General features: G+C 70.9%; 25 protein-coding genes. 15 read left to right on the top strand and 10 right to left on the bottom strand.

The genetic code is table 11. The features are described from left to right. The first annotated feature begins 51 nt into the window (after positions 1-51). From E1292_RS12445 to E1292_RS12460, 4 genes are read left to right on the top strand one after another with little or no spacing between them, the layout of a single operon-like run. A complete protein-coding gene (locus E1292_RS12445; protein ID WP_132595210.1) occupies positions 52-1,740 on the top strand; it encodes a nitrite/sulfite reductase in 1,689 nt (562 codons plus the stop codon). Next, positions 1,737-1,907, top strand: a complete 171-nt coding sequence (locus tag E1292_RS12450) for an Insertion element protein (protein ID WP_132595212.1) — start codon at positions 1,737-1,739, stop codon at positions 1,905-1,907. The genes E1292_RS12445 and E1292_RS12450 overlap by 4 nt, the downstream gene beginning before the upstream one ends. After that, complete coding sequence (locus E1292_RS12455; protein ID WP_132595214.1) at positions 1,904-2,632, top strand: phosphoadenylyl-sulfate reductase; 729 nt, start codon at positions 1,904-1,906, stop codon at positions 2,630-2,632. The genes E1292_RS12450 and E1292_RS12455 overlap by 4 nt, the downstream gene beginning before the upstream one ends. Continuing rightward, entirely contained in the window at positions 2,614-3,405 is a 792-nt protein-coding gene (locus E1292_RS12460) for a sirohydrochlorin chelatase (RefSeq protein ID WP_132595216.1), read from the top strand. Before E1292_RS12455 ends, E1292_RS12460 begins: the two co-directional genes overlap by 19 nt. Positions 3,406-3,506: 101 nt before the next feature. On the opposite strand, the gene E1292_RS12465 is transcribed toward E1292_RS12460, so the two are convergent. Beyond that, positions 3,507-4,259, bottom strand: a complete 753-nt coding sequence (locus E1292_RS12465; RefSeq protein WP_132595218.1) for a DUF1707 SHOCT-like domain-containing protein — start codon at positions 4,257-4,259, stop codon at positions 3,507-3,509. Between the two features lie 177 nt (positions 4,260-4,436). Between E1292_RS12465 and E1292_RS12470 the strand changes: the two genes are divergently transcribed. After that, positions 4,437-5,786 carry an ankyrin repeat domain-containing protein gene (locus tag E1292_RS12470; protein WP_246090081.1) on the top strand — a complete coding sequence of 450 codons (1,350 nt, stop codon included), beginning with the start codon at positions 4,437-4,439 and terminating at the stop codon, positions 5,784-5,786. A 6-nt stretch (positions 5,787-5,792) separates the two neighbouring features. Here the strand turns inward: E1292_RS12470 and E1292_RS12475 are convergent, their stop codons facing one another. The 4 genes from E1292_RS12475 to E1292_RS12490 form a co-directional block, all read right to left on the bottom strand. Further along, the gene (locus tag E1292_RS12475) at positions 5,793-6,380 is read right to left on the bottom strand and encodes an HD domain-containing protein (protein ID WP_181958217.1); all 588 of its coding nucleotides are present in this window, start codon (positions 6,378-6,380) and stop codon (positions 5,793-5,795) included. Between the two features lie 235 nt (positions 6,381-6,615). Then, complete coding sequence (locus E1292_RS12480) at positions 6,616-7,020, bottom strand: hypothetical protein (RefSeq protein WP_132595220.1); 405 nt, start codon at positions 7,018-7,020, stop codon at positions 6,616-6,618. A 302-nt stretch (positions 7,021-7,322) separates the two neighbouring features. Next, entirely contained in the window at positions 7,323-8,216 is an 894-nt protein-coding gene (locus E1292_RS12485; RefSeq protein ID WP_132595222.1) for a maleylpyruvate isomerase family mycothiol-dependent enzyme, read from the bottom strand. Next, entirely contained in the window at positions 8,216-8,773 is a 558-nt protein-coding gene (locus E1292_RS12490; RefSeq protein ID WP_220446787.1) for a sigma-70 family RNA polymerase sigma factor, read from the bottom strand. The genes E1292_RS12485 and E1292_RS12490 overlap by 1 nt, the downstream gene beginning before the upstream one ends. Before the next feature lie 178 nt (positions 8,774-8,951). Here E1292_RS12490 and E1292_RS12495 point away from each other — a divergent pair, with 178 nt between their 5' ends. The 5 genes from E1292_RS12495 to E1292_RS12515 all read left to right on the top strand — a co-directional run bounded on the left by E1292_RS12495 (position 8,952) and on the right by E1292_RS12515 (position 13,918). Continuing rightward, positions 8,952-9,377, top strand: coding sequence for an OsmC family peroxiredoxin (locus tag E1292_RS12495; RefSeq protein WP_132595226.1), 426 nt, complete (start codon positions 8,952-8,954; stop codon positions 9,375-9,377). Positions 9,378-9,489: 112 nt separating this feature from the next. Further along, the gene (gene glgX / locus E1292_RS12500; RefSeq protein WP_132595228.1) at positions 9,490-11,610 is read left to right on the top strand and encodes a glycogen debranching protein GlgX; all 2,121 of its coding nucleotides are present in this window, start codon (positions 9,490-9,492) and stop codon (positions 11,608-11,610) included. Between the two features lie 55 nt (positions 11,611-11,665). Continuing rightward, positions 11,666-12,400 carry a pyrimidine reductase family protein gene (locus E1292_RS12505; protein WP_132595230.1) on the top strand — a complete coding sequence of 245 codons (735 nt, stop codon included), beginning with the start codon at positions 11,666-11,668 and terminating at the stop codon, positions 12,398-12,400. Continuing rightward, a complete protein-coding gene (locus tag E1292_RS12510; protein ID WP_132595232.1) occupies positions 12,384-13,544 on the top strand; it encodes an ATP-dependent DNA ligase in 1,161 nt (386 codons plus the stop codon). The genes E1292_RS12505 and E1292_RS12510 overlap by 17 nt, the downstream gene beginning before the upstream one ends. A gap of 26 nt (positions 13,545-13,570) precedes the next feature. Further along, positions 13,571-13,918, top strand: a complete 348-nt coding sequence (locus E1292_RS12515) for a hypothetical protein (RefSeq protein WP_132595234.1) — start codon at positions 13,571-13,573, stop codon at positions 13,916-13,918. Here E1292_RS12515 and pgeF read toward each other — a convergent pair. Then, positions 13,915-14,622, bottom strand: a complete 708-nt coding sequence (pgeF, locus tag E1292_RS12520; RefSeq protein ID WP_132595236.1) for a peptidoglycan editing factor PgeF — start codon at positions 14,620-14,622, stop codon at positions 13,915-13,917. The genes E1292_RS12515 and pgeF overlap by 4 nt on opposite strands. Positions 14,623-14,994: 372 nt before the next feature. Between pgeF and E1292_RS12525 the strand changes: the two genes are divergently transcribed. Then, the gene (locus E1292_RS12525) at positions 14,995-16,128 is read left to right on the top strand and encodes a WD40 repeat domain-containing protein (protein ID WP_132595238.1); all 1,134 of its coding nucleotides are present in this window, start codon (positions 14,995-14,997) and stop codon (positions 16,126-16,128) included. A gap of 209 nt (positions 16,129-16,337) precedes the next feature. Here E1292_RS12525 and E1292_RS12530 read toward each other — a convergent pair whose 3' ends face one another. Then, entirely contained in the window at positions 16,338-17,393 is a 1,056-nt protein-coding gene (locus E1292_RS12530) for an NAD(P)H-binding protein (protein ID WP_132595240.1), read from the bottom strand. 80 nt (positions 17,394-17,473) lie between these two features. Between E1292_RS12530 and E1292_RS12535 the strand changes: the two genes are divergently transcribed. Both E1292_RS12535 and E1292_RS12540 read left to right on the top strand, forming a co-directional pair. Further along, a complete protein-coding gene (locus tag E1292_RS12535; protein WP_132595242.1) occupies positions 17,474-18,118 on the top strand; it encodes a TetR/AcrR family transcriptional regulator in 645 nt (214 codons plus the stop codon). A 180-nt stretch (positions 18,119-18,298) separates the two neighbouring features. Further along, positions 18,299-19,228, top strand: a complete 930-nt coding sequence (locus E1292_RS12540; protein ID WP_220446788.1) for a U32 family peptidase — start codon at positions 18,299-18,301, stop codon at positions 19,226-19,228. Between the two features lie 147 nt (positions 19,229-19,375). On the opposite strand, the gene E1292_RS12545 is transcribed toward E1292_RS12540, so the two are convergent. Beyond that, positions 19,376-20,449 (bottom strand): class I SAM-dependent methyltransferase, encoded by a 1,074-nt coding sequence (locus E1292_RS12545; protein ID WP_132595244.1) that lies wholly within the window; start codon positions 20,447-20,449, stop codon positions 19,376-19,378. Positions 20,450-20,588: 139 nt separating this feature from the next. Here E1292_RS12545 and E1292_RS12550 point away from each other — a divergent pair, with 139 nt between their 5' ends. Continuing rightward, positions 20,589-22,022: an aldehyde dehydrogenase family protein gene (locus tag E1292_RS12550; protein ID WP_132595246.1), complete on the top strand. Its 1,434-nt coding sequence runs from the start codon at positions 20,589-20,591 to the stop codon at positions 22,020-22,022. Positions 22,023-22,041: 19 nt separating this feature from the next. Further along, positions 22,042-22,917, top strand: a complete 876-nt coding sequence (locus tag E1292_RS12555) for a tetratricopeptide repeat protein (RefSeq protein ID WP_132595248.1) — start codon at positions 22,042-22,044, stop codon at positions 22,915-22,917. A 6-nt stretch (positions 22,918-22,923) separates the two neighbouring features. Here E1292_RS12555 and E1292_RS12560 read toward each other — a convergent pair whose 3' ends face one another. Together E1292_RS12560 and E1292_RS12565 are read right to left on the bottom strand one after the other, a co-directional pair. Beyond that, the gene (locus E1292_RS12560; RefSeq protein ID WP_132595250.1) at positions 22,924-23,331 is read right to left on the bottom strand and encodes a VOC family protein; all 408 of its coding nucleotides are present in this window, start codon (positions 23,329-23,331) and stop codon (positions 22,924-22,926) included. Between the two features lie 210 nt (positions 23,332-23,541). Beyond that, the coding region (locus tag E1292_RS12565; RefSeq protein WP_181958218.1) for an alpha/beta fold hydrolase at positions 23,542-23,780 on the bottom strand (239 nt) is incomplete at its 5' end.

Raw genomic sequence — 23,780 nt, forward strand, 5'->3', positions numbered from 1 at the left:
ATGACGAGGCGGGAGGACCATAGCGCGCGCCCATGAACCGAAGGACGCGCAATGAGCACTCCTGCCAGCCGCACTCCCGCCAGCCGCCATCACCGGCGCCCGCGCGGCGAAGGCCAGTGGGCTCTCGGTTACCGCGAGCCGCTCAACAAGAACGAAGAGAACAAGAAGAACGACGACGGGCTCAACGTCCGCCAGCGCATCATCGACGTCTACGCCAAGCGGGGCTTCGACTCCATCGACCCGGCCGACCTGCGCGGCCGCATGCGCTGGTACGGCCTCTACACCCAGCGCAGGCCCGGCGTCGACGGAGGAAAGACGGCGATTCTCGAGCCCGAGGAGCTCGACGACCGCTACTTCATGATGCGCGTGCGCATCGACGGCGGGCAGCTCGACCTGGCCCAGCTGCGCACGATCGCCGACATCTCCAACGAGTACGCCCGCGGCACCGCCGACCTGACCGACCGCCAGAACATCCAGCTCCACTGGATCGAGATCGAGTCGGTGCCGGACATCTGGGAGCGCCTGGAGGCCGTGGGCCTGTCCACCACGGAGGCCTGCGGCGACACCCCGCGGGTGATCCTCGGGTGCCCGCTGGCCGGCATCGACACCGGCGAGGTGCTGGACGCCACGGAGCAGATCCGTGAGCTGAAGGAGCGCGTCATCGGCAACCCGGCCTACTCCAACCTGCCGCGCAAGTTCAAGACGGCGCTGAGCGGCTGCCCCGCCCACTGCACGGTCCACGAGATCAACGACGTGGCGTTCGTCGGGGTGGTCAACGAGCGCGGCGAGGCCGGCTACGACCTGTGGGTCGGCGGCGGCCTGTCGACCAACCCGATGCTGGCCAAGCGGCTGGGCGTGTTCGTCCGGCCCGACCAGGTGGGCGACGTGCACGAGGGCGTCACCGGGATCTTCCGCGACTACGGCTACCGGCGGCTGCGGCACAGGGCCAGGCTCAAGTTCCTGGTCAACGACTGGGGCGTGGAGAAGTTCCGTGAGGTGCTGGAGCAGGAATACCTCAAGGAGCCGCTGCCCGACGGGCCCGCCCCCGAGCCGCCTCGCGGCAGCCGGCGCGACCACGTCGGCGTCTTCCCGCAGAAGGACGGCGCCTTCTACGTCGGCTTCGCGCCCAAGGTGGGCCGGGTCGACGGCGACAAGCTCCATCAGATCGCCGACATCGCCGAGCGGCACGGCTCCGGCCGCGTCCGCACGACGATCGAGCAGAAGATGGTCATCCTCGACGTCGCCCCTGACCAGGTCGACTCCCTCGTGGCCGAGCTGGAGGCCGCCGACCTGCGGGTCAGGCCGTCCACGTTCCGCCGCCAGACGATGGCCTGCACCGGCATCGAGTTCTGCAAGCTGGCCATCGTCGAGACCAAGACGGCGGCCGCCGACCTGATCGACGAGCTGGAGCGCCGGCTGCCGTCGTTCGACGAGCCGCTGACCATCAACGTCAACGGCTGCCCCAACGCGTGCGCCCGCACCCAGACCGCCGACATCGGCCTGAAGGGCCAGCTCGTGGTCGACGAGAACGGCGAGCAGGTCGAGGGCTTCCAGATCCACCTGGGCGGCTCGCTGGGCGTCGACTCCGGCTTCGGCCGCAAGGTCAGAGGGCTGAAGACCACCGCCAAGGCGCTGCCCGACTACGTCGCGCGGGTCGTGTCCCACTACGACGACCAGAAGAAGGAAGGCGAGTCGTTCGCCGACTGGGTGCAGCGAGCGGACGAGGCCGACCTGAAATGACCACACGAGCGGTTCCCTTCCACTGCCCGTACTGCGGCGACGAGGACCTCGAACCCTACGAGGGCGAGCTCGACGACGCCGGGCACGGCACGGGCGGCAGCTGGTACTGCCGGGCCTGCGCTCGTGCTTTCAAGCTGAAGTTTCTCGGGATCGGAGTGAGGATATGACGCTGGTCGACATCGAGGTCGTATTAAGAGATCAACGCGGCGCGCTCGACCTGCAGGACATCGTCGAGTCCGCCGCGACCGCCCTGGAGGGCGCCCCGGCTCGCGAGATCATCCGTTGGGCGGCGGCGACCTTCGGCGAGCGTCTGTGCCTGACCTCCTCCATGAGCGACGCGCTGCTCATCGACCTGGTGAGCCGGGTCAAACCAGGCGTTGACGTGTTGTTCATCGACACCGGCTACCACTTCGCCGAGACGATCGGCACGCGGGACGCCGTGCGGCAGGTCTATGACGTCAATGTGATCGACATCAAGCCGTCGCGGACGGTCGACGAGCAGGACCGCGACCTCGGCCCGCGCCTGTTCGGCCGCAACCCCGACCTCTGCTGCTACCTGCGCAAGGTGGAGCCGCTCAACCGGGCGCTGGAGCCGTACCTCGCGTGGATCTCCGGCATCCGCCGCGACGAGTCGCCGAGCCGGACGAACACCAAGGTCGTCGAGTGGGACGCCAAGCGGCAGATGGTCAAGGTCAACCCGATCGCCGCCTGGACGCAGGACGACGTCGACAACTACATCACCGACAACGGGGTGCTGATCAACCCGTTGCACTACGACAACTACCCCTCGATCGGCTGCGCGCCCTGCACGCGGCAGGTCGCGGAGGGCGAGGATCCGCGCAGCGGTCGCTGGGCGGGCCTGGGGAAGGTCGAATGCGGCATTCACCTGTGATCCCCGACAGGGGCTCCGTCCCGTTGGCAGGCGGGGCGGCCCCCGGCCGCGTGCCACTGGTGGCGGTGGCGCACGGGTCACGTGACCCGCGCGCCGCCGCCACCGTGGCCGCGCTGCTCGACCGGGTGCGCCTGGAGCGTCCCGACGTGCCCGTACGGGTGGCCTATCTCGACCACTGCGCCCCCACGCTCGGGCAGGCGCTGGACGGGCTGGACGAGGCCGTGGTGCTGCCGCTGCTGCTCACCGAGGCGTACCACAGCCGGGTCGACCTGCCCGCGGCGCTCAACGAGGTCAGGGCGCGCCATCCGCGCCTGCGCGTGCACTACGGCACCACGCTCGGGCCGCACCCGCTGCTGCCGGCCGCGCTAGAGCGGCGGCTGGCCGGGGCGGGCGTGCCCGCGGGCGACCCGGACACGGCGGTGGTGCTGGTGTCGGCCGGTTCGAGCGACGCCAGGGCCAACGCGGTGGTCTCGGGGATGGCCGGGCGGTGGCGGCGCTCCGGCTGGTGGTCGGTGTCGGCCGCCTACGCCTCCGCGGCCGATCCGTCGCCCGCCGAGGCGGTCTCCGCGCTGCTGCGCTCCGGCGCGCCGCGGGTGGTCGTCTCCCCCTACCTGCTGGCGCCCGGCTACTTCGCCGACAAGGTGCGGCAGGTCACGCTGGAGGCGGGCGCCGAGGTCGTGGCCGACGTGCTCGGGCCCGCACCCGAACTGGTCGGCGTGCTGCTCGAACGGTACGAAGCGGCCCAGCGGCGGCCGGTGCCCGTCGCCGGCTGAGCGCCCTCCGCCCCGTCGCGGCCCGACGGGGGTGATCCGTCGTGTGCCGAGCACCCTCCGCCCCGTCGCGGCCCTCCTGGGGCGGCGGTGGGGCGGCGGAATCAGTAGCCGCGGCCGAGGTCGCGGTTCATGTCGCGCACCTGCCTGTGCAGATCGCGCGTCTCGTCGCGCATCTGCCTGTGCAGCTCGCGGGTCTCGTGGCGGAGCTGCCTGCCCAGCTCGCGCCAGTCCTCCCCGTGCAACATCTGCCAGTGCTCCCGCCAGGCCGAGAACTTGCGCTTGAGCGGCTTCGCACGCGAGTCGCCGACCACCTTGACGTCGCCCATCACGGCGTACGCCTGCACGCGCACGACGGGCACGTTCGCTCCCTGCGCGCCCTCCAGGACGTCCACCTTCTTGTCGCCCATGATGGCCACGCCGTCGAGGTCCACGTTCACCCCGTCGGGCACGATGATCTTCACGTCGCCCATCACGGAGACGGCCGTGATGTCGACCGAGTTCGTACGCACCTCCGCCTCGCGCAGGTCGAGCACCACGTCCCCCATCACGGCGACCGCGCCGAGCTCCTGGTCGATCCGCCAGGTGCCGCGCCGCTTGGAGTCGCCCATGATGCCCACGAACCAGCGCCTCTTGCGTCCCGTGGGGGCCGGCGGGGCAGCCGCGGGCGCGCCGCCCGCGGGCAGGTCCTGGGTGAGCAGGGCCAGCTCGGCTTGCGTGGCCGCGGTGTACGCGGCTTCCGTGCGGTCGGTCAGCTCGGCGAGTGTGAGCCTGCCCTCCACCGAGGCGACACGGAGTTGTTCGACGACGGCCTCGCGCTCGGCGTCCGACGCGCGGACCTCACCCGGATCAGTCATACTCGCAACATATCGCGACTTGTCCGCCATCGCGCTCCACGGGAGGAAACTGTCTCGCCTCTGACCATGCGCGTTGCCGTGGAGTTTGAACCTCCGGAGGCCAGGACGCGTACCACGCCATGACACGGGGCCCTGGCATGGCCCGGGGCGCGGCCGGACCAGGCTAGGGTCCCTGTCATGCATGAGGAACAGCTCTACCGCGCGGCGTTGAACGGCGATTCCGAGACCGTGGGCAAGCTGCTGGCCGGCGGCGCCGACCCCAACACCCCCAGCGAGGGCGAGGAGGAGGGCCTGCCACTGTGCGCGGCCGCGGCCTGGGACCGCACCGAGGTGGCCACGACGCTGCTGACGGCCGGTGCCGAGGTCGACGGCAGGGAGACCGGCGGCTGGACGGCGCTGCTGTGGGCCGCCGCCAACGGGCACGCCGCCACCGTCAGGGTGCTGATCGAGGCGGGCGCCGAGGTCGACGCGACCAACGACGACGGCGACACCCCGCTGTCGCTGGCCGCCAGGCGCGGCGCGCTGGGCGTGGTGCAGGTGCTGCTGGAGGCGGGCGCCGACGCCGGGAAGTACGACGGCGACGGCGACACGCCGCTCGACATCGCGGCCGACTGGGTGGGCGTGCACCTGGAGAGCGCCCTGCTCGACCAGATCGAGCAGGAGGGCTGGGAACACACCGTGACCCGCCAGCACACCAAGGACGGCACCGAGCTGGTCACCGTGACCGGCCGCTCGCCCGACGGCACGCAGACGGAGCAGGTGCAGGCGCAGCGCGGCCACGCCGCCGTCGCGACCCTGCTGGAGGAGGCGACGGGCGTCCACGAGCCGGTCGACCGGCTCGTGGCGCGCGCCGTCGCGCACCGCGACCTCGACGAGGACGCCGAGACGTGGTGGATCGTCGCCGACGCGCTGGCCAAGCGCGGCGACGAGGAGACCTACGAGGCGCTGTCCCGGCTGTGCGTGAGCGAGGACGCCAGGGAGCGCGAGTTCGGCGTGGACGCCATCGCCCAGTTCGGCGTCACCGAGGACGAGAAGCCTTACGTCGACAGGACGCTGCCGCTGCTGCGGAAGATGGTCACCACGGAGGGCAACCCGCAGGTGCTGCGCTCGGTCCTGGCCGCGCTCGGCCATCAGGGCGATCCGAGGGCGCTCCCGTACGTGCTGGACATCCTCGCGCGTCCCGAGCACACGCGGACGATGACCGACGCGATCGCGCTGGCCGACGTGCTGCCGCCGGACCACCAGGAGGGCCTCGCGCTGCTCATCGAGATGACCCAGGACGACGACCCGGACATCCGCGACTGGGCCACGGCCGGGCTCGCGGGCCTGTCGGCCGACACGCCCGTCATCCGGGAGGCGCTGGCGGCCCGGCTCACCGACACGAACCTGCGTGCGGTGGCCGAGGCCACGCGCGGGCTCGCGACCCGCGGCGACGAGCGGGCGGCGCAGGGGGTAGAGCGGGTGCTGGCCGAGAGCGACGACGAATACGCCAGAGACCTCGTCACCCAGCCGCCGGCAGCCGAGTGAGCGTGGTCAGTCGCCGTTGAGCACGCGGGTCACCCATTCCAGGGTCCCCGTGCTCAGAGCCTCCTCCGCCAGGCGCTTCCCCGTCGTGGTCTTGATCGCGGCGAGCGAGCTGTCGATCCAGCCCTGCACGTTCTGGTGCCCCTGCTCCCGGTATTCGACCGCCTGGATGAGGCACTCCAGTTTGTCGGCGTCGCGTGCGCAGACGGCCTCGAGGCTCGCCTTCTCCTCGTACTCGGCCACCGCCTCGCCCACCATGTCCGCCACCTCCGCGGGCACGCCCCGCACCTGGTCGGCGGTGACGTCCTCGTTGGAGGCCGCCTTGAGGTAGCGCTTGCCGATGTAGGGGATGTCGGTGATGCGGGTCTCCTGCGTGTCATGGAACAGGCTCATGAACGCGGCCCGCTCGGCATCGGCGCCCTCCAGTTTGGCGATCATGCCCGCGATGACGGCGGCGCGGAACGAGTGCTCGGCGATGCTCTCGGGGTCGCGTACGCCCGCGACCAGCCATCCGGTCCTCTTGTAGCGCTTGAGCAGCCCGAACTCGTACAGCAGCCCGGCCAGGCCCGTCACGTCTCCCATCACGTCATCAGTCATGTGGCCCCCTCTCGTCGTGCGCGGCGGGCCGGTCCTGGATCGGGGCCGCCCGCCAAGGATTAATCAGGATGATGGAGTTCGACCAGATTCGCAACAACCTTTGGCTATATTTCACTCCGTGCCCGCATTAGGCGGCACATTCAGCGGATAAATAGACGAATGCCGCGGCTGACCATCCGGCCACGGCATTCGTCCTTTCCTCGGGAGGCGGTCACGATACCGCCCACCGCGGGCGCTACTGGTCGACCGGCCACCAGTCGAAGAAGTCGAACCCGCCCTCGTGGTCGTCGTGGTGCGGCCTGTCCGTCTTCGTCGGCGTCGGGGACGGCGTGGGCGTCGGCGTCGGCGTCGGCGTCACCACGACGATCCGCGGCCGTACCGGCTGGTGGTCATGGTGACGCTTGTGACGGAACTTGCGATGGTGATGGTGGTCGTCGTGGTGGTGGTGATGGTGACCGCCCCACCAGGGGCCCTTGGGCCAGCGGTTGCAGTGACGCTTGCACCCGAGCACCGGCTTCTCTCCTGCGACGACCCCGACCCCGGCCGGGACGACGGCAGCGCCTGCGCTCGCGCCGGCGATCCCCTGGCTCACGGGAAGGAGCATGACGCTGGCGGCCGCGCCGGCCAGAGCCACTGACATGATGCGCCTTTTTCTCGGCGCGCGCGGTTGCCGACTTTCAGTATTCACGTGCATTCTTTTCCGTTCATGGGTAGATCGACCCAGAAAATCCGGTACCCATCATGATCGAGTGTCCGGACAGAGGCAGACTTACCCAGGAACGGAATCTCGTTTAACCCCATGAACCCAAACAACGCGTCAAATCAAAGGACTCTGGAGGAGGAGTCGTTCAACAAGGTTTTCGCCGTTGTTTGCCCGCCGGAGGGCATGGCACGAGGGTGATCCAACGAGGCCCGCGGCCGCGTCCACCGGGACGAGCCCGGCTACGGGCCGGACAGAGCGGGTGCGGCGGTCAGGACGTCCCTGGCCAGGGCGAGGTCGCCGCCCAGTTCCGCCGGGAAGGCGGCCGGGTCTCCCCTGCCGCCGAGCAGGAAGCAGAACGCCACCACGTCCGCCGTGATGCTGACGTCGGGAGTGCCCGGGGTCGTCTCCTCCGCGCCCAGCGGGATGCGCCACTCGCCGCCGCCGTCGCCCGTCAAGGTCAGGTGCAGGGTGTGTCCCGCGCCGCCGTCCATCCCCGAGAAGAGCATCGTCCAGGGCAGCAGGCGGGCGCACAGGTCGGCGGTCGGGTGGATGTGCTCCGCGATCGGGTCGGGCAGGCGGACCCTGGCCGTCCTCGCGGCGTCGGCCGTGTGGATCCAGGTCTCCAGGCTCCGGCCGAGGACGTGGTCGCCCAGCCCTGTCTCCAGGCCGTCGAGGGTGGCCGCCGTCGCGGGATCCAGATCCGCCAGGTGCCGGCAGAGCGCGTCCGCCTGGGCGCGCCAGTCCCTTCGCGTCTGCTCGGGGCTGCGAGACCGCTCGTACGCCTGCAGATCACGGGTACGGGCCAGCGAGTCGGTCGTGTCGATGGGCGGTCCGAGCACGGGAGCGCCGACGGAGGCGGCCAGCAGGCCGTCCTTGGCGGCCAGGTGGGCGACGAGCTCCTGCAGGGTCCAGCCCTCGACGATCACGCGCGACCAGTCGTCGTCGGCCGCCTCGGCCAGCAGGGCGTCCATGGCGGCGACCCGGCCAGCGTACGGCTCCGCCCAGGCGGCGGTGGGCGCCGCGGGTCTGCGCCGGGCCCTCGCGCCGGCCAGGAGTTGGGGACGCAACGAGTGGGCCGGCACCGCCGGGTCCGCCATCAGCGCGTCCAGGTAAAGACGCTCGACGGGGTCCATCACACCTCTTCCTCCGCGAGCGCGTCCGCCAGGCGCCGTAACGCCAGCCGGATGCGCGATTTCGCCGTGCCCTCGGGCATGCCGAGTTCCTCGCCGACCTGCCGGTAGGTCCTGCCGCCGAAATAGGCGAGTTCGAGTGCCTCCCGCAGGCTGCCGGGTAACGACGTCACGGCCTGCCGTACCCGCTCGGCCTCGTCGGCGGCGAGCACGGTGTCCTCCGGCCTGGCGGGCTCACGTTCGAACAACCGCGGCCCCAGCGCCGACACCCGCCGCCGTTCCTCCGCGCGCACGTGATCGACCGCGCGCCGGTGCGCGATCGTGGCCAGCCAGGCGCGCAGGGACCCGCGCTCCGGATCGTAGGCCAGCGGACGTTCCCAGAAGACCAGGAACACCTCCTGCGTGATGTCCTCGGCGATCACCCGATCCCTGGTGACCCGGAGGGAGAGACCGAAGATCAGCGAGGAGAGCCGGTCGTAGATCTCCCCCAGAGCGGACTCGTCGCCGCCGACCACCCGCTGGTGCAGCACGCGGTCGTCGTACGGTGCCTCCACTGGCACCACACTCCCGTTTAAATCCGGACCAAGGCGGCACGTGCGCCGCGACCCGAGCATGTCACTATTCGCGGGAAATGTAGAGCGGGATGACGGGCGAATGTCCCCGTGCCGGTGCGCGCCTCCTCGGGGCACGATCCGGTGCGCGATAGCTTCGGAGATCCACGACGGAGGGAGCACCACCATGGCCACCACGCGCACCGCCACCACCCAGTGGAAGGGCGCTCTGCTCGACGGCTCGGGCAGCGTCTCGCTCGACTCGTCGGGCGCCGGCGCCTTCGAGATCTCCTGGCCGTCCAGGGCCGAGGCGGCGGGAGGCAAGACCTCGCCCGAGGAGCTCATCGCGGCCGCCCACTCGTCGTGCTTCTCGATGGCGCTCTCCCACGGGCTGGCCGGCGCCGGCACGCCCCCTGCGTCGCTGCAGACCAGCGCCGACGTGACGTTCCAGCCCGGCGAGGGCATCACGGGAATCGTGCTCACCGTGAAGGGGCACGTCCCCGGCATCACGGCCGAGCACTTCCGGCAGGCCGCCGAGACGGCCAAGGCCAACTGCCCGGTCAGCAAGGCGCTGGCGGGCACCACGATCTCGCTCAACGCCGAGCTTCTCTAGCCTCCACCTCGGGAAGGCCGGCGGCGCGCACACGTGCGCGGCCGGCCCGGTACGAAGGGCGATCGGCCCAGTGCAAGACCAAGCCCGCTTCAACGTGCGACAATCAGTTCACATGCGCGAGGTCTGGCCGGGCGAGCCCTATCCACTCGGCGCCACCTGGGACGGCGTTGGCACCAGCTTTTCGGTGTTCTCAGAGGTCGCCGACCGGGTCGAGCTATGCCTTTTTCACGACGACGGCACCGAGGAGCGGGTCGACCTGCCCGAGGTCGACGGGTTCGTCTGGCATGGCTACCTGCCGGGCATCCAGCCGGGGCAGCGCTACGGCTACCGCGTGCACGGGCCGTACGAACCGTCGCAGGGCCACCGGTGCAACCCCGCCAAGCTGCTGCTCGACCCCTACGCCAAGGCCATCGACGGCGAGCTGACGTGGAACCAGGCGCTGTTCCCCTACTACTTCACCGATCCCTCCCGTCGCAACACCGAGGACAGCGGCCCCTACCTCCCGAAGAACGTCGTGATCAACCCGTTCTTCGAGTGGGGCAACGACCGGCCGCCGCGCACGCCGTACCACCAGACCGTGATCTACGAAGCCCACGTGCGGGGGCTCACCATGCGGCACCCCGGCGTGCCGCCCGACCTGCGGGGCACGTACGCGGCCGTGGGGCATCCGGCGATCATCGAGCACCTGCTGTCGATCGGGGTGACGGCGGTCGAGCTGATGCCCGTGCACCACTACATCCCCGAGCACTTCCTGGTGGCGCGCGGGCTGACGAACTACTGGGGCTACAACACCATGGCCTACCTCGCGCCGCACGGCCGCTACTCCGGCGGCGGCACGCGGGGGGAGCAGGTGCTGGAGTTCAAGGCGATGGTGCGGGCGCTGCACGAGGCGGGCATCGAGGTCATTCTCGACGTGGTCTACAACCACACCGCCGAGGGCGACCACATGGGCCCCACCCTGGGGTTCAGGGGCATCGACAACGCCGCCTACTACCGGCTGCACGACGGCGACCGGCGCTACTACCTCGACTACACCGGCTGCGGCAACTCCCTGAACGTGCGCTCGCCGCACGCCCTGCAGCTGATCATGGACTCCCTGCGCTACTGGGTGCTGGAGATGCACGTCGACGGTTTCCGCTTCGACCTGGCCTCCGCGCTGGCCAGGGAGCTGCACGACGTCGACCGGCTGAGCGCGTTCTTCGACCTGATCCAGCAGGATCCGGTGATCTCGCAGGTCAAGCTGATCGCCGAGCCGTGGGACGTGGGGCCGGGGGGCTACCAGGTCGGGAACTTCCCGCCGCTGTGGACGGAGTGGAACGGCAAATACCGCGATATCGTGCGGGATTTCTGGAGGGGCACGCATTCCGCGCTGCCGGAGTTCGCCTCCCGGCTGACCGGCTCCGCCGACCTCTACGAGTCCTCCGGCCGCCGCCCGGTCGCCTCGATCAACTTCGTCACCTGCCACGACGGCTTCACCCTCGCCGACCTGGTCTCGTACGACCACAAGCACAACGCCGACAACGGCGAGGACAACCGCGACGGCACCAACGACAACCGCTCGTGGAACTGCGGGGCGGAGGGCCCGGTCGAGGATCCGAAGATCGTCACGCTCCGCCGCCGCCAGCGGCGCAACTTCCTGGCCACCCTGTTCCTGTCGCAGGGTGTGCCGATGTTGTCCCACGGCGACGAGATCGGCCGCACCCAGCGCGGCAACAACAACGCCTACTGCCAGGACAACGAGCTGGCCTGGGTCGACTGGTCGATGTTGCAGACCGAGCACGAGCTGCTCGACTTCGTCAGGGCGCTGTCCAAGCTGCGCCGCGAGCATCCGGTCTTCCAGCGCCGCAGGTTCTTCCACGGCCGCCATCCCGACAACGGCAAGCGCGATCTGGTCTGGCTGACCCCCGGCGGCCGCGAGATGACGGCGGGCGACTGGCACATCAGCTACGCCAAGTCGCTGATGGTCTATCTCAACGGCGAGGCGATCACCGAGCCCGGGCCGCGCGGCGAGCGGATCGTGGACGACTCGTTCCTGCTGCTGATCAACGCTCACCACGAGAACATGTCGTTCACGCTGCCCGGCGAGGACTTCGGCGGCGGGTGGCTGCCGGTGCTCGACACCAACCACGACACGGTGGAGGACGCGTTCGCCGACGAGTGGCGGCCCGGCGACCTGGTGGCGGTCACGGCACGCTCGCTCCAGGTGCTCCGCCAGCCGCGCCGGCACGCCTGACGAGGGCGGAAACCTCCGTGAGCCGGATGTCGGTGGGGTGTGCCAAGGTAGAGGAGTGCGGCGCATCTATCCCGACATACAGGACAACCCGGACATCGCGCAGGCGTACGCCTACCCCGGTGACCGGCCGTGGCTGCGCGTCAACATGGTCGCCAGCACCGACGGCGCGGCCTGGCTGAAGGGCCGCTCACGGGGGCTGTCGAGCACGGGCGACCGCCGGATCTTCCAGACCCTGCGCGGGCTGGCCGACGTGATCGTCGCGGGCGCCGCGACCGTCCGCACCGAGGGCTACGGCCCGGTGCCGCCGCGCGACTGGTGGGCCGAGCTCCGCGAGGGCCGGCCCGAGGTGCCGCCGATCGCCGTCATCACCCGCAGCCTCGGCTTCGACCTCGACGCCGAGCTGTTCACCGACGCGCCGAGCCGGACGATCGTGATCACCTGCGAGGCCGCGCCCCACGAGCGGCGCAAGGCGGCGGCCCGGCACTGCGACGTCATCGTCGCCGGCGATGACGAGGTCGACCTGCCGCTGGCCATGGCCGAGCTGCACCAGCGCGGGCTGACCAGGGTCCTGTGCGAGGGCGGGCCCCGCGTCAACGCCCAGCTCTCGGCCTGCCGGCTGATCGACGAGCTGTGCCTGTCGATCAGCCCGATGCTGGTCGGGGGCGGCGCGGCCCGCATACTCAACGGCGAGCCCGCCCAGGTTTCACTCGATCTCAGCCAGGTGCTGGAGGAGGAGGGCGTCCTCTTCTGCACATACACGAGAGGGAGCACTGATGAGCGAGCTCATTGAGCCGACTGCCGGCGCCGTCCCGGCCGAGGAGCCGGAGCCGGTGCCCAACCTGCCGGTGCGCCCGCCGGTGCCGCCGATGCTGGCCAAGCCGGTCAAGGCCATGCCGAAGCAGGACGGCACGCTGTTCTACGAGCCGAAGTGGGACGGCTTCCGCTGCATCATCTTCCGCGACGGCGACGAGGTCTACCTGGGCAGCCGCAAGGAGCGGCCGTTCACCCGCTATTTCCCCGAGCTGGTCGATGCGGCCAGGGCCGAGCTGCCCGACCGGTGCGTGGTCGACGGCGAGATCGTCCTGCCCATGGGCTCGCAGCTCGACTTCGACGCGTTGCAGCAGCGCATCCATCCCGCCAAGTCGCGGGTGACGATGTTGTCGGAGCGCACGCCGGCCCAGTTCGTCGCGTTCGATCTGCTGGCGCTGGGTGACGAGTCGCTGATGGAGGCGCCGTTCTCCGAGCGCCGCGCCCGGCTGGAGGGCCTGTTCCCCGCGAAGGGCGGGTCGATCCGGCTGACCCCGGTCACGACGCGTGAGGAGCAGGCGCACGAGTGGTTCGAGACGTTCGAGGGCGCGGGTCTCGACGGCATCATCGTCAAGCCGGGCGACCAGCCCTACGTCCCCGACAAGCGCACGATGTTCAAGGTCAAGCACGAGCGCACGGCCGACGTCGTCATCTGCGGCTACCGCGAGCACAAGTCGGGGCCGATCCTGGGGTCGCTGCTGCTCGGCCTCTACGCCGCCGACGGCCGGCTGCACCACGTGGGCGTGGCGGCGTCGTTCCCCATGGCCCGCAGGGCCGAGCTGGTCGAGGAGCTCAAGCCCTACATCGCGGACCTGAGCGAGCATCCGTGGGGCCACTGGGCCGAGCAGGCGGCGGCCAACGCCGGCCAGCCGGCCGCCGGGCCCGCGACGGGCGGGCAGCGGGTGCCCGGCGCGGTGTCGCGGTGGAACGCCAAGAAGGATCTGTCCTTCATCCCGTTGCGGCCGGAGCTGGTCATCGAGGTGGCCTACGACCAGATGGAGGGCGACCGGTTCCGGCACACCGCGCAGTGGCGGCGGTGGCGGCCCGATCGCACGCCCGAATCGTGCACGTACGAGCAGCTTGAGCGTCCAGTTAGTTACAACCTCGATGACATCCTTGCTCGCTAGCCAGATATCCCGTTATATCTCGATACATGACTACTGGCGATGAGCTGAAGGCAGCCGTGTCCGCCCGCCGCGATCTCGGGCCTGACTTCGAGGACGCCGTCGTGGAGTCGTTCCTCGACAAGATGGGCCAGGAGATCGACCGGCGGGTGGACGAGCGGCTGGCCACGTCGCCGCAGGGCAAGAAGGGCGTCCGCGCTGCCGGCCCCAACGACGCGCAGCGGCTGGCCCTGGCGATCGTCTCGCTCAGCCTGGGCACGCTGGCCACCCTCGCGATCGTGCTGACCGGCGACGGCCGCGGGTCCTATCTGATCCCGATCTGGCTCGGCATCGTCATCGTGAACGGGATCTTCAACGGCCCACGGGGCAAGGGCTAGGCCAGCCAGATGAGCCCGGCGAACCGGCCGCCGGGCTGCTCTCGGCGGTGGGAATAGAGCTCCTCCGACTCGATCGTGCAGCGCGCGTCATGGCGCACGTCCGCCAGCCCCGCCGCTCGCAGCTGAGCCTCGATCCCGGCGCGCAGGTCGAGCGCGGGCGTCTGCCACGACGTCGTCGACCAGGTCTGCGGCACCTTCCCCGCCACCCGCTCGCGCAACTCGGCCGGCACCTCATAGCAGCGGCCGCAGGCGCCTGGCCCGATCAGCGCGACCATCCGCGCCGGGTCGGCGCCCTTGCCCGCCATCGCCTCCACCAGGGCGGTCGCGATGCCCGCTTCGGTGCCCGGGCGTCCCGAATGCGCGGCGCCGACCATCCGCGCCGCCGGATCGGCCACCAGCACCGCCGGGCAGTCGGCCCCGAGCGAGGCCAGCGCCAGCCCCGGCTCGGTGGTGAACACGCCGTCGAGCGCGGGCGGCTCGTCGCCGAACGGCTCGCTCACGAAAGCCACGTCGGCGCTGTGGACCTGGCGCATGTAGACCACGGCGCGCACCTGCAACTCGGCCGCCAGGGCCGCGCGGTTGGCCCGCACGGCCGCCGGATCGTCGCCGACCATGCCACCGAGATTGCGCGAACCGTAGGGCGGGGCGCTGACCCCTCCGTGCCGATCGGTGACGGCGACATGCACTCCAAGGGCCAGCAGCATGCCTCGATCTTAGAGCCTGGTCTATGAAGCGGCACCGTCGCGAGATCGCGAACCCCGGCCTTCACCGGGAAGAGCACCCTGAACCGGCCCTCACACCAGGCCCACGACCTACGATTTCCCGAGACCCGTCGAGAACGTTTTCCGCGGGCTCCGAACGGGCACGAGCGCTGCGCCCAGATCGTTGGAACCACACGGCCGGACCGCACGTCTGTCTGACCATGGACCCGACGCCATGGCGCCCGCTTCCCGAAATGCCCTCTCGCTGCCCCGGCCGGCCTGACCGGCGACCCCGAGCCGCCATCGACATTCCGTCGCAGGCCGGAACATGATGGATCGAGAAGTGGCCGCCCGGCTTCGCATCGAGGAGTCGGCATGAGGCGTCTCGCACTCTGGCTGGCAGTGATCTGTCTCGGCGGCCTCTGCGTCGTGCTCGCCGTACGGATCGGGCCCGAGGAAGATCCGGATCCGCGGCCGACGGTACGGCCGGCGGCGGGGCTGCCCGCGTTGCCGGCCAAGAGGGCGCCGCGCCTCGACTACGCGGTGTTGTACGACCCGAAAACCATCCGGGAACCCGCGGCCGCGCATCATCCCTGGCGGGTGGGGAGCAGCTCCGGCAAGGAGTGGCGGATCGAGGACGCGCTCGGCTTCGTGCCCAAGGACGGCGAGCAGGCGGTCTCGCCTCTCGCCATCAGCGACGACGGCCGGCACCTGGCCTATGTCAGGCGTTCCGACCATGCCCTGGTGGTCAGAGACCTTGCCAGCGGTGCCACCGGGCCGGTACCCACCAGCGTGTACCGGCCCGGTGACAGCTCGTGGGATGTCGAGCTCGCCTTCCATGGGAAGGGCGAGTTGCTGTTCGTGTGGAACGCGGATCGCGGGCGCGAGCTGATCGACCTGTCGTCGAAGCGGCGTCTCCGCGTCAGCGCGCAATTCGCCAGCGATCTTCTGGACGCGCGCGCCGACGGCGGTCGTGTCATCGTGGTGACGGATTGGGGCGAGGAACTACGGGTCCGCGAGAACTGGAAGTCTCCCTTCACCGTGGCCCACCGTGAAGGTGATGCCGAGGACGGCACCAAGCCCGTGGTCCTGGGCGACGAGGCAGTGAGCGTTGTCCGGCTGGGTGATGCGGGAAAGCTGCGTTACCGGCTGAAGAGGGTGGATCTTCGGCGCTCCGTCCCCAGGGTCACGTTCGCCGATCTAGCTCTGCCGTACGACCTGGAGACCGTTCAGGCCGTCCGCCCTCTGGGGCGCGACAGCGTGCTGCTCCGCGCTGAGCGGAGCCGGACCTGGCCCGACCACGGCTACCCCCCTGGACCGTGCGACTGGGAGGAGTTCTACGTCGTCAACCTGAAGGCTGGGGCCATCAAGTGGGCCGATTACCGCGCGGCCGAGATCTGGGGAACGGAAGGAAAGCATGTCAAAAGGCAGGCCTATGCACGGGACTTCGTGCCCGAGCCGATCGCGGAACGCCCCGTACCAGCCCGGGACCGCGAGCGCTGCCTCTGACCCGGCGCCGGCGCATCGGATATGCGCTCTGGCCGGGTGAAAGCGGTCGGAGCTCGAGCACGAGGAGGTGATGCGGCTTTCTGTAGGTGGCTCCGGAGATCTTTATGACTTCTGGGGCGACTTGACCACCTTGTCCCCTGCTCTGTGAGGGGCTGGAACGGCTTGGTCGGGGATCGGCTCGCTTTCCGCGGGTCAGGCGTTGGGAGTTCTCAGTCCGTGACCACGAACTCGGCGCCGGCGGCCAGTGCCACCTCGGGGCCGAAGAGCCTGGCCGGGGTGAACGCGCCGGGGCGGCCCTCGCCCTTGGCCAGGCGCTGGGCCACCTCGGTGACGGCGCCGACCGTGAACGTCATGCCCTCGCCGGTGCGCAGCCAGCCCTCACGCACGCGACCGGACGGCCATTCGACTCGGGCGCGGCCCCAGGACGATCGGCGCGGGCGTTCCTTGGCCGTGCTCGTCGTGACACGGGCGAGCCGCCGAGTGGCGAAGCCGGCCAGGCCGGGCAGACGCAGCACGCCACCGATCGCCGGCAGAGCCGCTCGGACGGCCGGGTTGGCCGGGGCGAGAGCCGAGGCGCCGATCACCGACGGGGCGCCGCTGGCCCGCCAGGCCGCGAAGAGCTCGCCGCCGCCCAGGGACGCGGTGGTGACCACGTCGCCGTCGGGGGTGGTCAGTCGCTCGGCGGCACCGCCGGCCCGGGCGCGTACCGTCCGGCCCTGCCGCACCTCGCGGCCGCCGTCGAGCAACGCGTGCACGATGGTGGCGGCCAGGGCTTCGCCGAGGGCGCCGGGTTCGATCGCGACTGACGCGACGGCGTCGACGCGTACTCGCGAAGGTATCTCCTCGACTGCCAGCAGGTGCAGCAGGATGCTCTCGGTGGCGAGCACGCCGAAGCCCGCCCCGCAGACCAGCGTGCGACCGGTCGCCGCCGCCTCCCTGTCCATGCCGTGGAGCAGCTCGAACGCGCTCAGCTCGTCGGAGACGTCGACGTAGTGGGTGCCTGGCGGGCAGGCCCGTGCGACCTGCGGCGCCGTGACCGCGAACGGGCCCACCGTGTTGATCACGACGGCCGGCGCCTCGGTGGCCAGCCGCGCGCAGACCTCGTCGAGCGAGCCGGTCACCGCCCGGGCGTCCGGGCTCACCTCGGTCAGCCGCTCCCGGTTGCGGCCGGCCACCACCACCTCGGCGCCCGACCGCCGCAGGCGCTCCACCGCCTCCCGGCCGACCCGTCCGGTCGCGCCGAGCACCCAGATCTCACCCGTCATGTTCGCCTCCAGAGCCATGACACTTCATGTCATCACTATCGCATGGCACGACACGACGTGTCATCACTAGAATGTGCCGCATGGGTCGATGGCAGCCGGGTGCGCGGGAACGGCTCGAGCAGGCCGCGCTCGATCTCTTCCTCGATCAGGGCTTCACCGAGACCACCGTGCCGCAGATCACGGCGCGGGCCGGGCTCACGACCCGTACGTTCTTCCGGCACTTCGCCGACAAGCGTGAGGTGTTGTTCGCCGGCGAGGAGTCGGTGCCCGAGCGGGTGGCCCGCCTCATGGCCGAGGCCCCGCCGTCGCTCGGCCCGATGGAACTGATCGCCGAGGGCCTGGCCCCCGCCGCGGCCGAGATCTTCGAGGGCCGCAGCCTCGACTACCTGCTACGCCGGCGGGCCGCGATCGACGCCGAACCCGCCCTGCGTGAGCGCGAGTTGCGCAAGTTCTCGCTGATGTCGGAGGCCCTGGAGCAGGGCTTCCGCGACCGCGGCGTCGACGACCTGACCGCCCGGCTGGCCGCCGAGATCGCCGTGACCACGTTCCGGATAGCGGTGGCCCGCTGGCTCGACCAGCACGGCGACCCCGACCTGCCGGCCACCATCAACCAGACCCTGGCGGCGATGAGGCACCTGACGAGTCACGGCGGCTGCTCGCCCTTCCTCACGACCCACGACGAGGACCATCACCGAAGGGATACGGGGCAACTTCATGATGGATGACTTCCCAGAGGCAGGGCCGGGCGGCGGGACGCTGCGGCCGCCGGACGGCAGGTGAGCTACGGTGGCAGGGATTTCCGGCACTCCGCATGGCCGCCCGTCCATGGAGCGGCCGGTCACACGGACCCGCGGACAGACCAGGGCGGCACCGGCCGACGCGGAGCTACGCGGGAGGAGACCCCGATGACCAGCCTTGCCGACCTGCACGCGCTGATGGCCCGGCTCGGGCACCCGGTGGTGCAGGCCGCCGTCCCCTCGGCGTCCCGGTTCGCGGACGGCGCCCCCTACCGGTTCGAGATCCCCAGCGTCGAGGGGCCAGAGGTGCTGGAGGCGGTCGTCGCGGAGGCCGACAGGCTCGGCGTGCCGGTCGCCAGGACCTCGCAGGGCAGCGGCGTGATGATGCTGACCGACGCCGAGATCACGCGGATGGCGCGGATCGGCGCCGAGCGCGGCATGGAGGTCAACCTGTTCCTCGGCCCGAGGGCCGCCTGGGACACGGGCGGGCAGGCCAAGCTGACCCAGGCCGTGGGCGCGGCGGCGCGCGGGAACGCCATGGTGGCGGCGTGCGTGGCCGACGCCCTGCGGGCCTGCTCGCTGGGCATCCGCAGCCTGCTCGTCGGCGACCTGGGCGTGCTCGAGGTGCTGCGGGAGCTCAAGGAGGACGGCACGCTGCCGGCCGGCCTGGTGCTGAAGACGTCCGTGCTGATGCCGCTCACGAACGCGCCCACCGCGGCGGTCTACGAGCGGCTGGGCGCGACCACGGTCAACGTCGGCACCGACCTGACCGTGCCCCACCTGGCCGAGATCAGAGCCGCCACCCGGCTGCCGATCGACCTCTACCTGGAGGTGCCCGACGACCAGGGCGGGTTCGTACGCTTCTACGAGGCGGTCGAGATCGTACGCGCCGCGGCCCCGGTCTACCTCAAGATGGGGCTGCGGAACGCACCGAACATCTACCCGTCGGGCGGGCACCTCGGCGTGGTGCCGAAAGAGCTGGGCCGCGAGCGGGTGCGCCGGGCGGCGCTGGTGCAGCGGCTGATCGAGCAGCTCGACCCCGAGCTGAAGCGGCCGGCCGGCGGGCCCGCGGCCGACCTGGGCGTGCCGGTGATCTGAGCGGGCCCCCGAGCGGCACGTCCGGGCCGGAGGTGCAGCCGCCGGTCCGGCCTGCGCCTCGCGGACGCGTGCAGCCGCCGGTCCGACCGCCACGTCCGGGCCGTGGTTCAGCCCGGTGGCTGTGCGGCCGGGGCCAGGCCGGGCGGGTCAGGTGCCGAACCGGTGGACCGTGAGCGGGCCGCCGCCCCAGCGCCCGATCGCCTCCTCGTCGGCGAAGGCCAGCACGCGCATCATGTTGCCGCCGTCGCTGAGCTCCACGTTGCGGCGCAGCCGCCGGCGCAGGTCCTGCGGCAGGGCGGTGGTGCCCGCCTCGATCGTGTCGCCGTAGTGCGGGGCGAAGGCGACGCCCGCGAAGCCGGTGCGGCGCAGCAGCGTGGGCACGGTCTGGGAGGAGTAGAACATCAGGTGGTTCTTGGTGAAGCCGCTCCACGCGTTCCCGTACGCCTTGAGCAGCAGCGACCGGGCGTTCACGGTCAGGATGAGCAGCACCCCGCCGGGCGCGAGCAGGCTGCGGAACTTCGTGAAGTCGTCCAGCGGCCTGGGCAGGTGCGCGAGCACCGACCAGAGGGTGATCACGTCGAACCCGCCCGCGGCGATCTCCGGCACGTCCTCGGGCGCGCCGTGGAAGGTTTTCGCCCTGCTCAGCCGCTCGTTCGCCTGGGCGACGGACTCGGGTGACAGGTCCACTCCGAAGGCCTCGAACCCGCGCTGCTCGGCCAGTTCGAGGAACAGGCCGACCCCCGAGCCGAAGTCGAGCAGCCGGCGCTCCTTGCCCTCGTCGAACACCGGCGAGAACGCCTTCATGGTCAGGTCGTAACGGCGCTGCCGGTTGGCGGCGTACTTGCCGGTCAGGAACGAGTTGTAGCCGGTGGCGTACAGATCGCCGAGGCGTTCGGGGCGGACGTTCGGGTTGCGGTAGAGGAAGCCGCAGGAGGGGCAGCGGACGACGTGGTAGCGCCAGCCGTTGCCTCCGGTGGGCTCGAAGAGCGGCTGCTGGCGGGACTCCCCGCACATCATGCAGCTCAGGAACTCCTCGATCTCGCCCAGTTCCCTGATGCGCTCGTATTCGGCGAGCGGCATGATCGGGGCGCTCCTGATCAGCCGCTTCCACTGCACCTCCCTGATCAGCCGCTCCCCGGGCCGGACGTAGACCCGCTGGCCCCAGGGAACGCGGTTGTACCGTTTGCCGTACATCAGCCGGCCTAGCAATCTTTTTGTCATCTCCACCACCCTGCGGGCGTTCTGCCCTGGCGGGGACGACCTAATGCGTCCAGTTTCGAGCGCTTTACGTGATCTTTGGTCTACGTGCCTTCCGCCATCGCGCTGGTGCCCGAATTCAAGCAAGCATATGCTTGGGCGCGTGGCTGACTATCGGAATCTCATCGGGGGCGAGCTGGTGGCCGCCACCCGGACGATCGACTCGGTCAACCCGGCCACCGGCGAGGTGTGGGCCAGCGTACCGGCCGGCGGCGCCGCCGAGGCGCAGGCCGCCGTGGCTGCGGCCACGCAGGCGTTCCCCGCCTGGTCGAGCCTGCCCGCGGCGGCCAGGGCGCACGTCCTGCGCAAGGTCTCCGGGCTGTTCGGCCGCCACGCCGAGGAACTGGCCCGGCTGGAGACCCGCGACAACGGCAGGATCCTGCGCGACACCCTCAAACGGGACCTGCCGGGCATGGCGTATCTGTGGCAGCTCGCCGCCGGGCAGTGCCTCGACGCGGTCAAGGGCGAGACCGTCCTCCTCGGCCCCGACGCGCTCGGGCTGACCCGGCGCGAGCCGTACGGCGTGGTGGTCTGCATCATCCCCTGGAACTCCCCCATCTCGACCTTCTCGGCCAAGGCCGCCTACGCGCTGGCGGCCGGCAACACCGTGATCGTCAAACCCGCAGAGCAGGCGAGCGCGTCCGTGCTGCGACTCGGCGAGCTGCTGGCGGACGTGTTCCCGCCCGGCGTGCTCAACATCGTCAGCGGCCTGGGCGAGGACGTCGGGGACGCCCTGGTGCGCCACCGCGGCGTCGGCAAGATCAGCCTCACCGGATCGACCGCCACCGGCCAGGCCATCACGCGCGCCTCCGCCGACGCGCTGAAGCCGATGACGTTCGAGCTGGGCGGCAAATCGCCCAACATCGTCTTCCCAGACGCCGACCTGGACGCGGCCGCCCAGGGCGTGACCGTGAACTCCGTGTACACGGGCAACGCCGGCCAGGTGTGCGTGGCCGGCTCGCGCATCCTCGTCCACCACTCGATCTGGGACGAGATGCTCGGCCGCATCAAGCACATCTGCGCGGGTCTCGTCCTGGACGACCCGCTCGACCTGCGGACCACGATGGGGCCGATCGTCTCCGCCGGCCAGTACGAGCGCGTGACCTCATACCTCGAACTCGCCGGGAAGGAGGGCGCCGAGCTCGTCTTCGGCGGCCGGACCGGCGCCGACGTGGTGCCCGGCCTGCCCGGCGGCTACTGGGTCGAACCCACCCTCTACACGACCACGGACAACGCGTTGCGCGTCTGCCAGGAGGAGATCTTCGGGCCGGTTGCGGTGGCCATCCCGTTCGGGTCGGACGAGGAGGCACTGGCCATCGCGAACGACTCACCGTACGGGCTGGCGGCCGGCGTGTGGACGCGCGACCTCGGCCGCGCGCACCGCTTCGTGCGCGATCTGCGCAGCGGCACGGTGTGGGTGAACACCTTCCGCCAGATGCCGCCGGGGCTGCCCTTCGGCGGCGTGAAGGACAGCGGGTACGGCCACGACTCGGTGCTCGAGTTCACCCGCGAGAAGGCGGCCATTATCCAGATCTAGTCGGATAGATTTACCATCCATGAGCGAGGGGATCAAGGAACAGTCCGGGCTGTCGGAGGCGGCCGCCCAGTCGCGCGCGTCGGTGCTGCGCAGCCGCGCGGAGTCGTACATCGCCTTGTCGCGACACGACGCCGCGATCGCGGACCTGACCGAGTCGATCGCGCTGGCGCCGGACAACGCCCGCGCCTGGCGGCTGCGCGGCGAGAGCCACCGCGTCATCGAACGGTACGACGCCGCGCTGGAGGACTTCGACGAGGCGCTGAAACTCGAGCCGGACAGCGCGTACGCCCTCGGCTCCCGGGGCCAGACCTACGCCGCGCTCGGCCGCCTGGACGACGCCATGGCAGACTTCGAGCACGCGCTCACCCTCTCCCCCGGCTCGTTGTGGATCCTGGAGGCGAAGGCGGACGCCCTGGTGGACCTGGACCGGCTCGACGAGGCCCTGGCCGAGCACGCGAAGATCATCTCCTTGGACGAGGACCTCGCGTACTCGTGGGTGGCCCGCGGCGACCTCTACCAGCGCATGAACCTGTACACCGAGGCCATCGACGACTACACGAAGGCGCTGGAGGCCGACCCCGAGTACGTGCGCGCGCTGAGCAGGAGGGGCGAGGCGTACCGCATGACCGACCAGTACGACGAGGCGCTGGCCGACCTGAACCGCGCGCTGGAGCTCGACCCGGAGAACGACCGCGCCTACGGCAGCCGGGGTGCGGTGCTGAGCGAGATGGGCGACGACGAGGCGGCGCTGAAGGACCTGAACCGGGCGATCGAGCTGGACGCCGGCTACATCTGGGCGTACCGGGTGCGGGGCGAGATCCTCCAGGAACTCGACCGCCACGAGGAGGCGGTGGCCGACTTCTCCCAGGCCCTGCACCTGGAGTTCGGCGACTGAGCCGGGTCAGCGCGGGTCACGGCGCAGGGGATGGCCGGGCGGCACCTGCACCAGCACGATGCGGTGGCCGTCAGGATCGGCGATCCACGCCTCGATGAGCCCCCACGGCTCGGTACGGGCCTCGCGCAGGACGGTCACTCCGGCCCGCCGCAGCCGCTCCTCCTCGGCCGCCACGTCGCGCACCTGCAGCCAGAGCGACACCCCCTCGCCCGCCCCCGCGTCATCGCCGTCGCCGCCATCGCCGCCGCTGCCGGAGAGCTCCAGGAATCCCTGGCCGAGGAAGAACACGACACCCGGATGGTCGGGCGGGCCGAACTCGCGGTAGACCGCCAGCCCGAGCGTCTCGGCGTAGAAACGGCGGCTGCGCTCGAGAGCGTTCGGCCGCAGCAGGATCCGGCTGCTCAGCACCTCCATGCCCGGCCTCTACCCGCCTCACCACCGCAGACGCCCTCCACCCCTCCTTTCTCGCGGTCGTCGCAACAGCCCGGCCAGTGAAGTTAGAGATCCGCGAGATCCGGTCCCCTCCGGGGTCTCCGGTCTCCGCGCCGCCCGACTCGCGGAGGCGCCACGGCCGGGGTCTCCGGTCTCCGCGCCGCCCGACTCGCGGAGGCGCCACGGCCGGGGTTACGCCGCGTGCGCTGCCAGCCACTCCAGGGCGGCCTCGCCGGTGCGCAGAGCGGAGATGTGGCCGTCGCCGGGAAGCAACCAGAGCTCGGCGGTGGGGCAGTGGCGGGCCAGCCACCTGCCGTGCGAAACGGGCACGACCCTGTCAGCCTCCCCATGCACGATCAGGACGGGCGCCGCCACCTGGGCGGGGTCGCAGCCCCACGGGCTGACGTAGGCCAGGTCGTCGTCGATCAGCC

Origin of the sequence: Nonomuraea deserti (assembly GCF_004348685.1) — a bacterium.
Taxonomy (GTDB): domain Bacteria; phylum Actinomycetota; class Actinomycetes; order Streptosporangiales; family Streptosporangiaceae; genus Nonomuraea; species Nonomuraea deserti.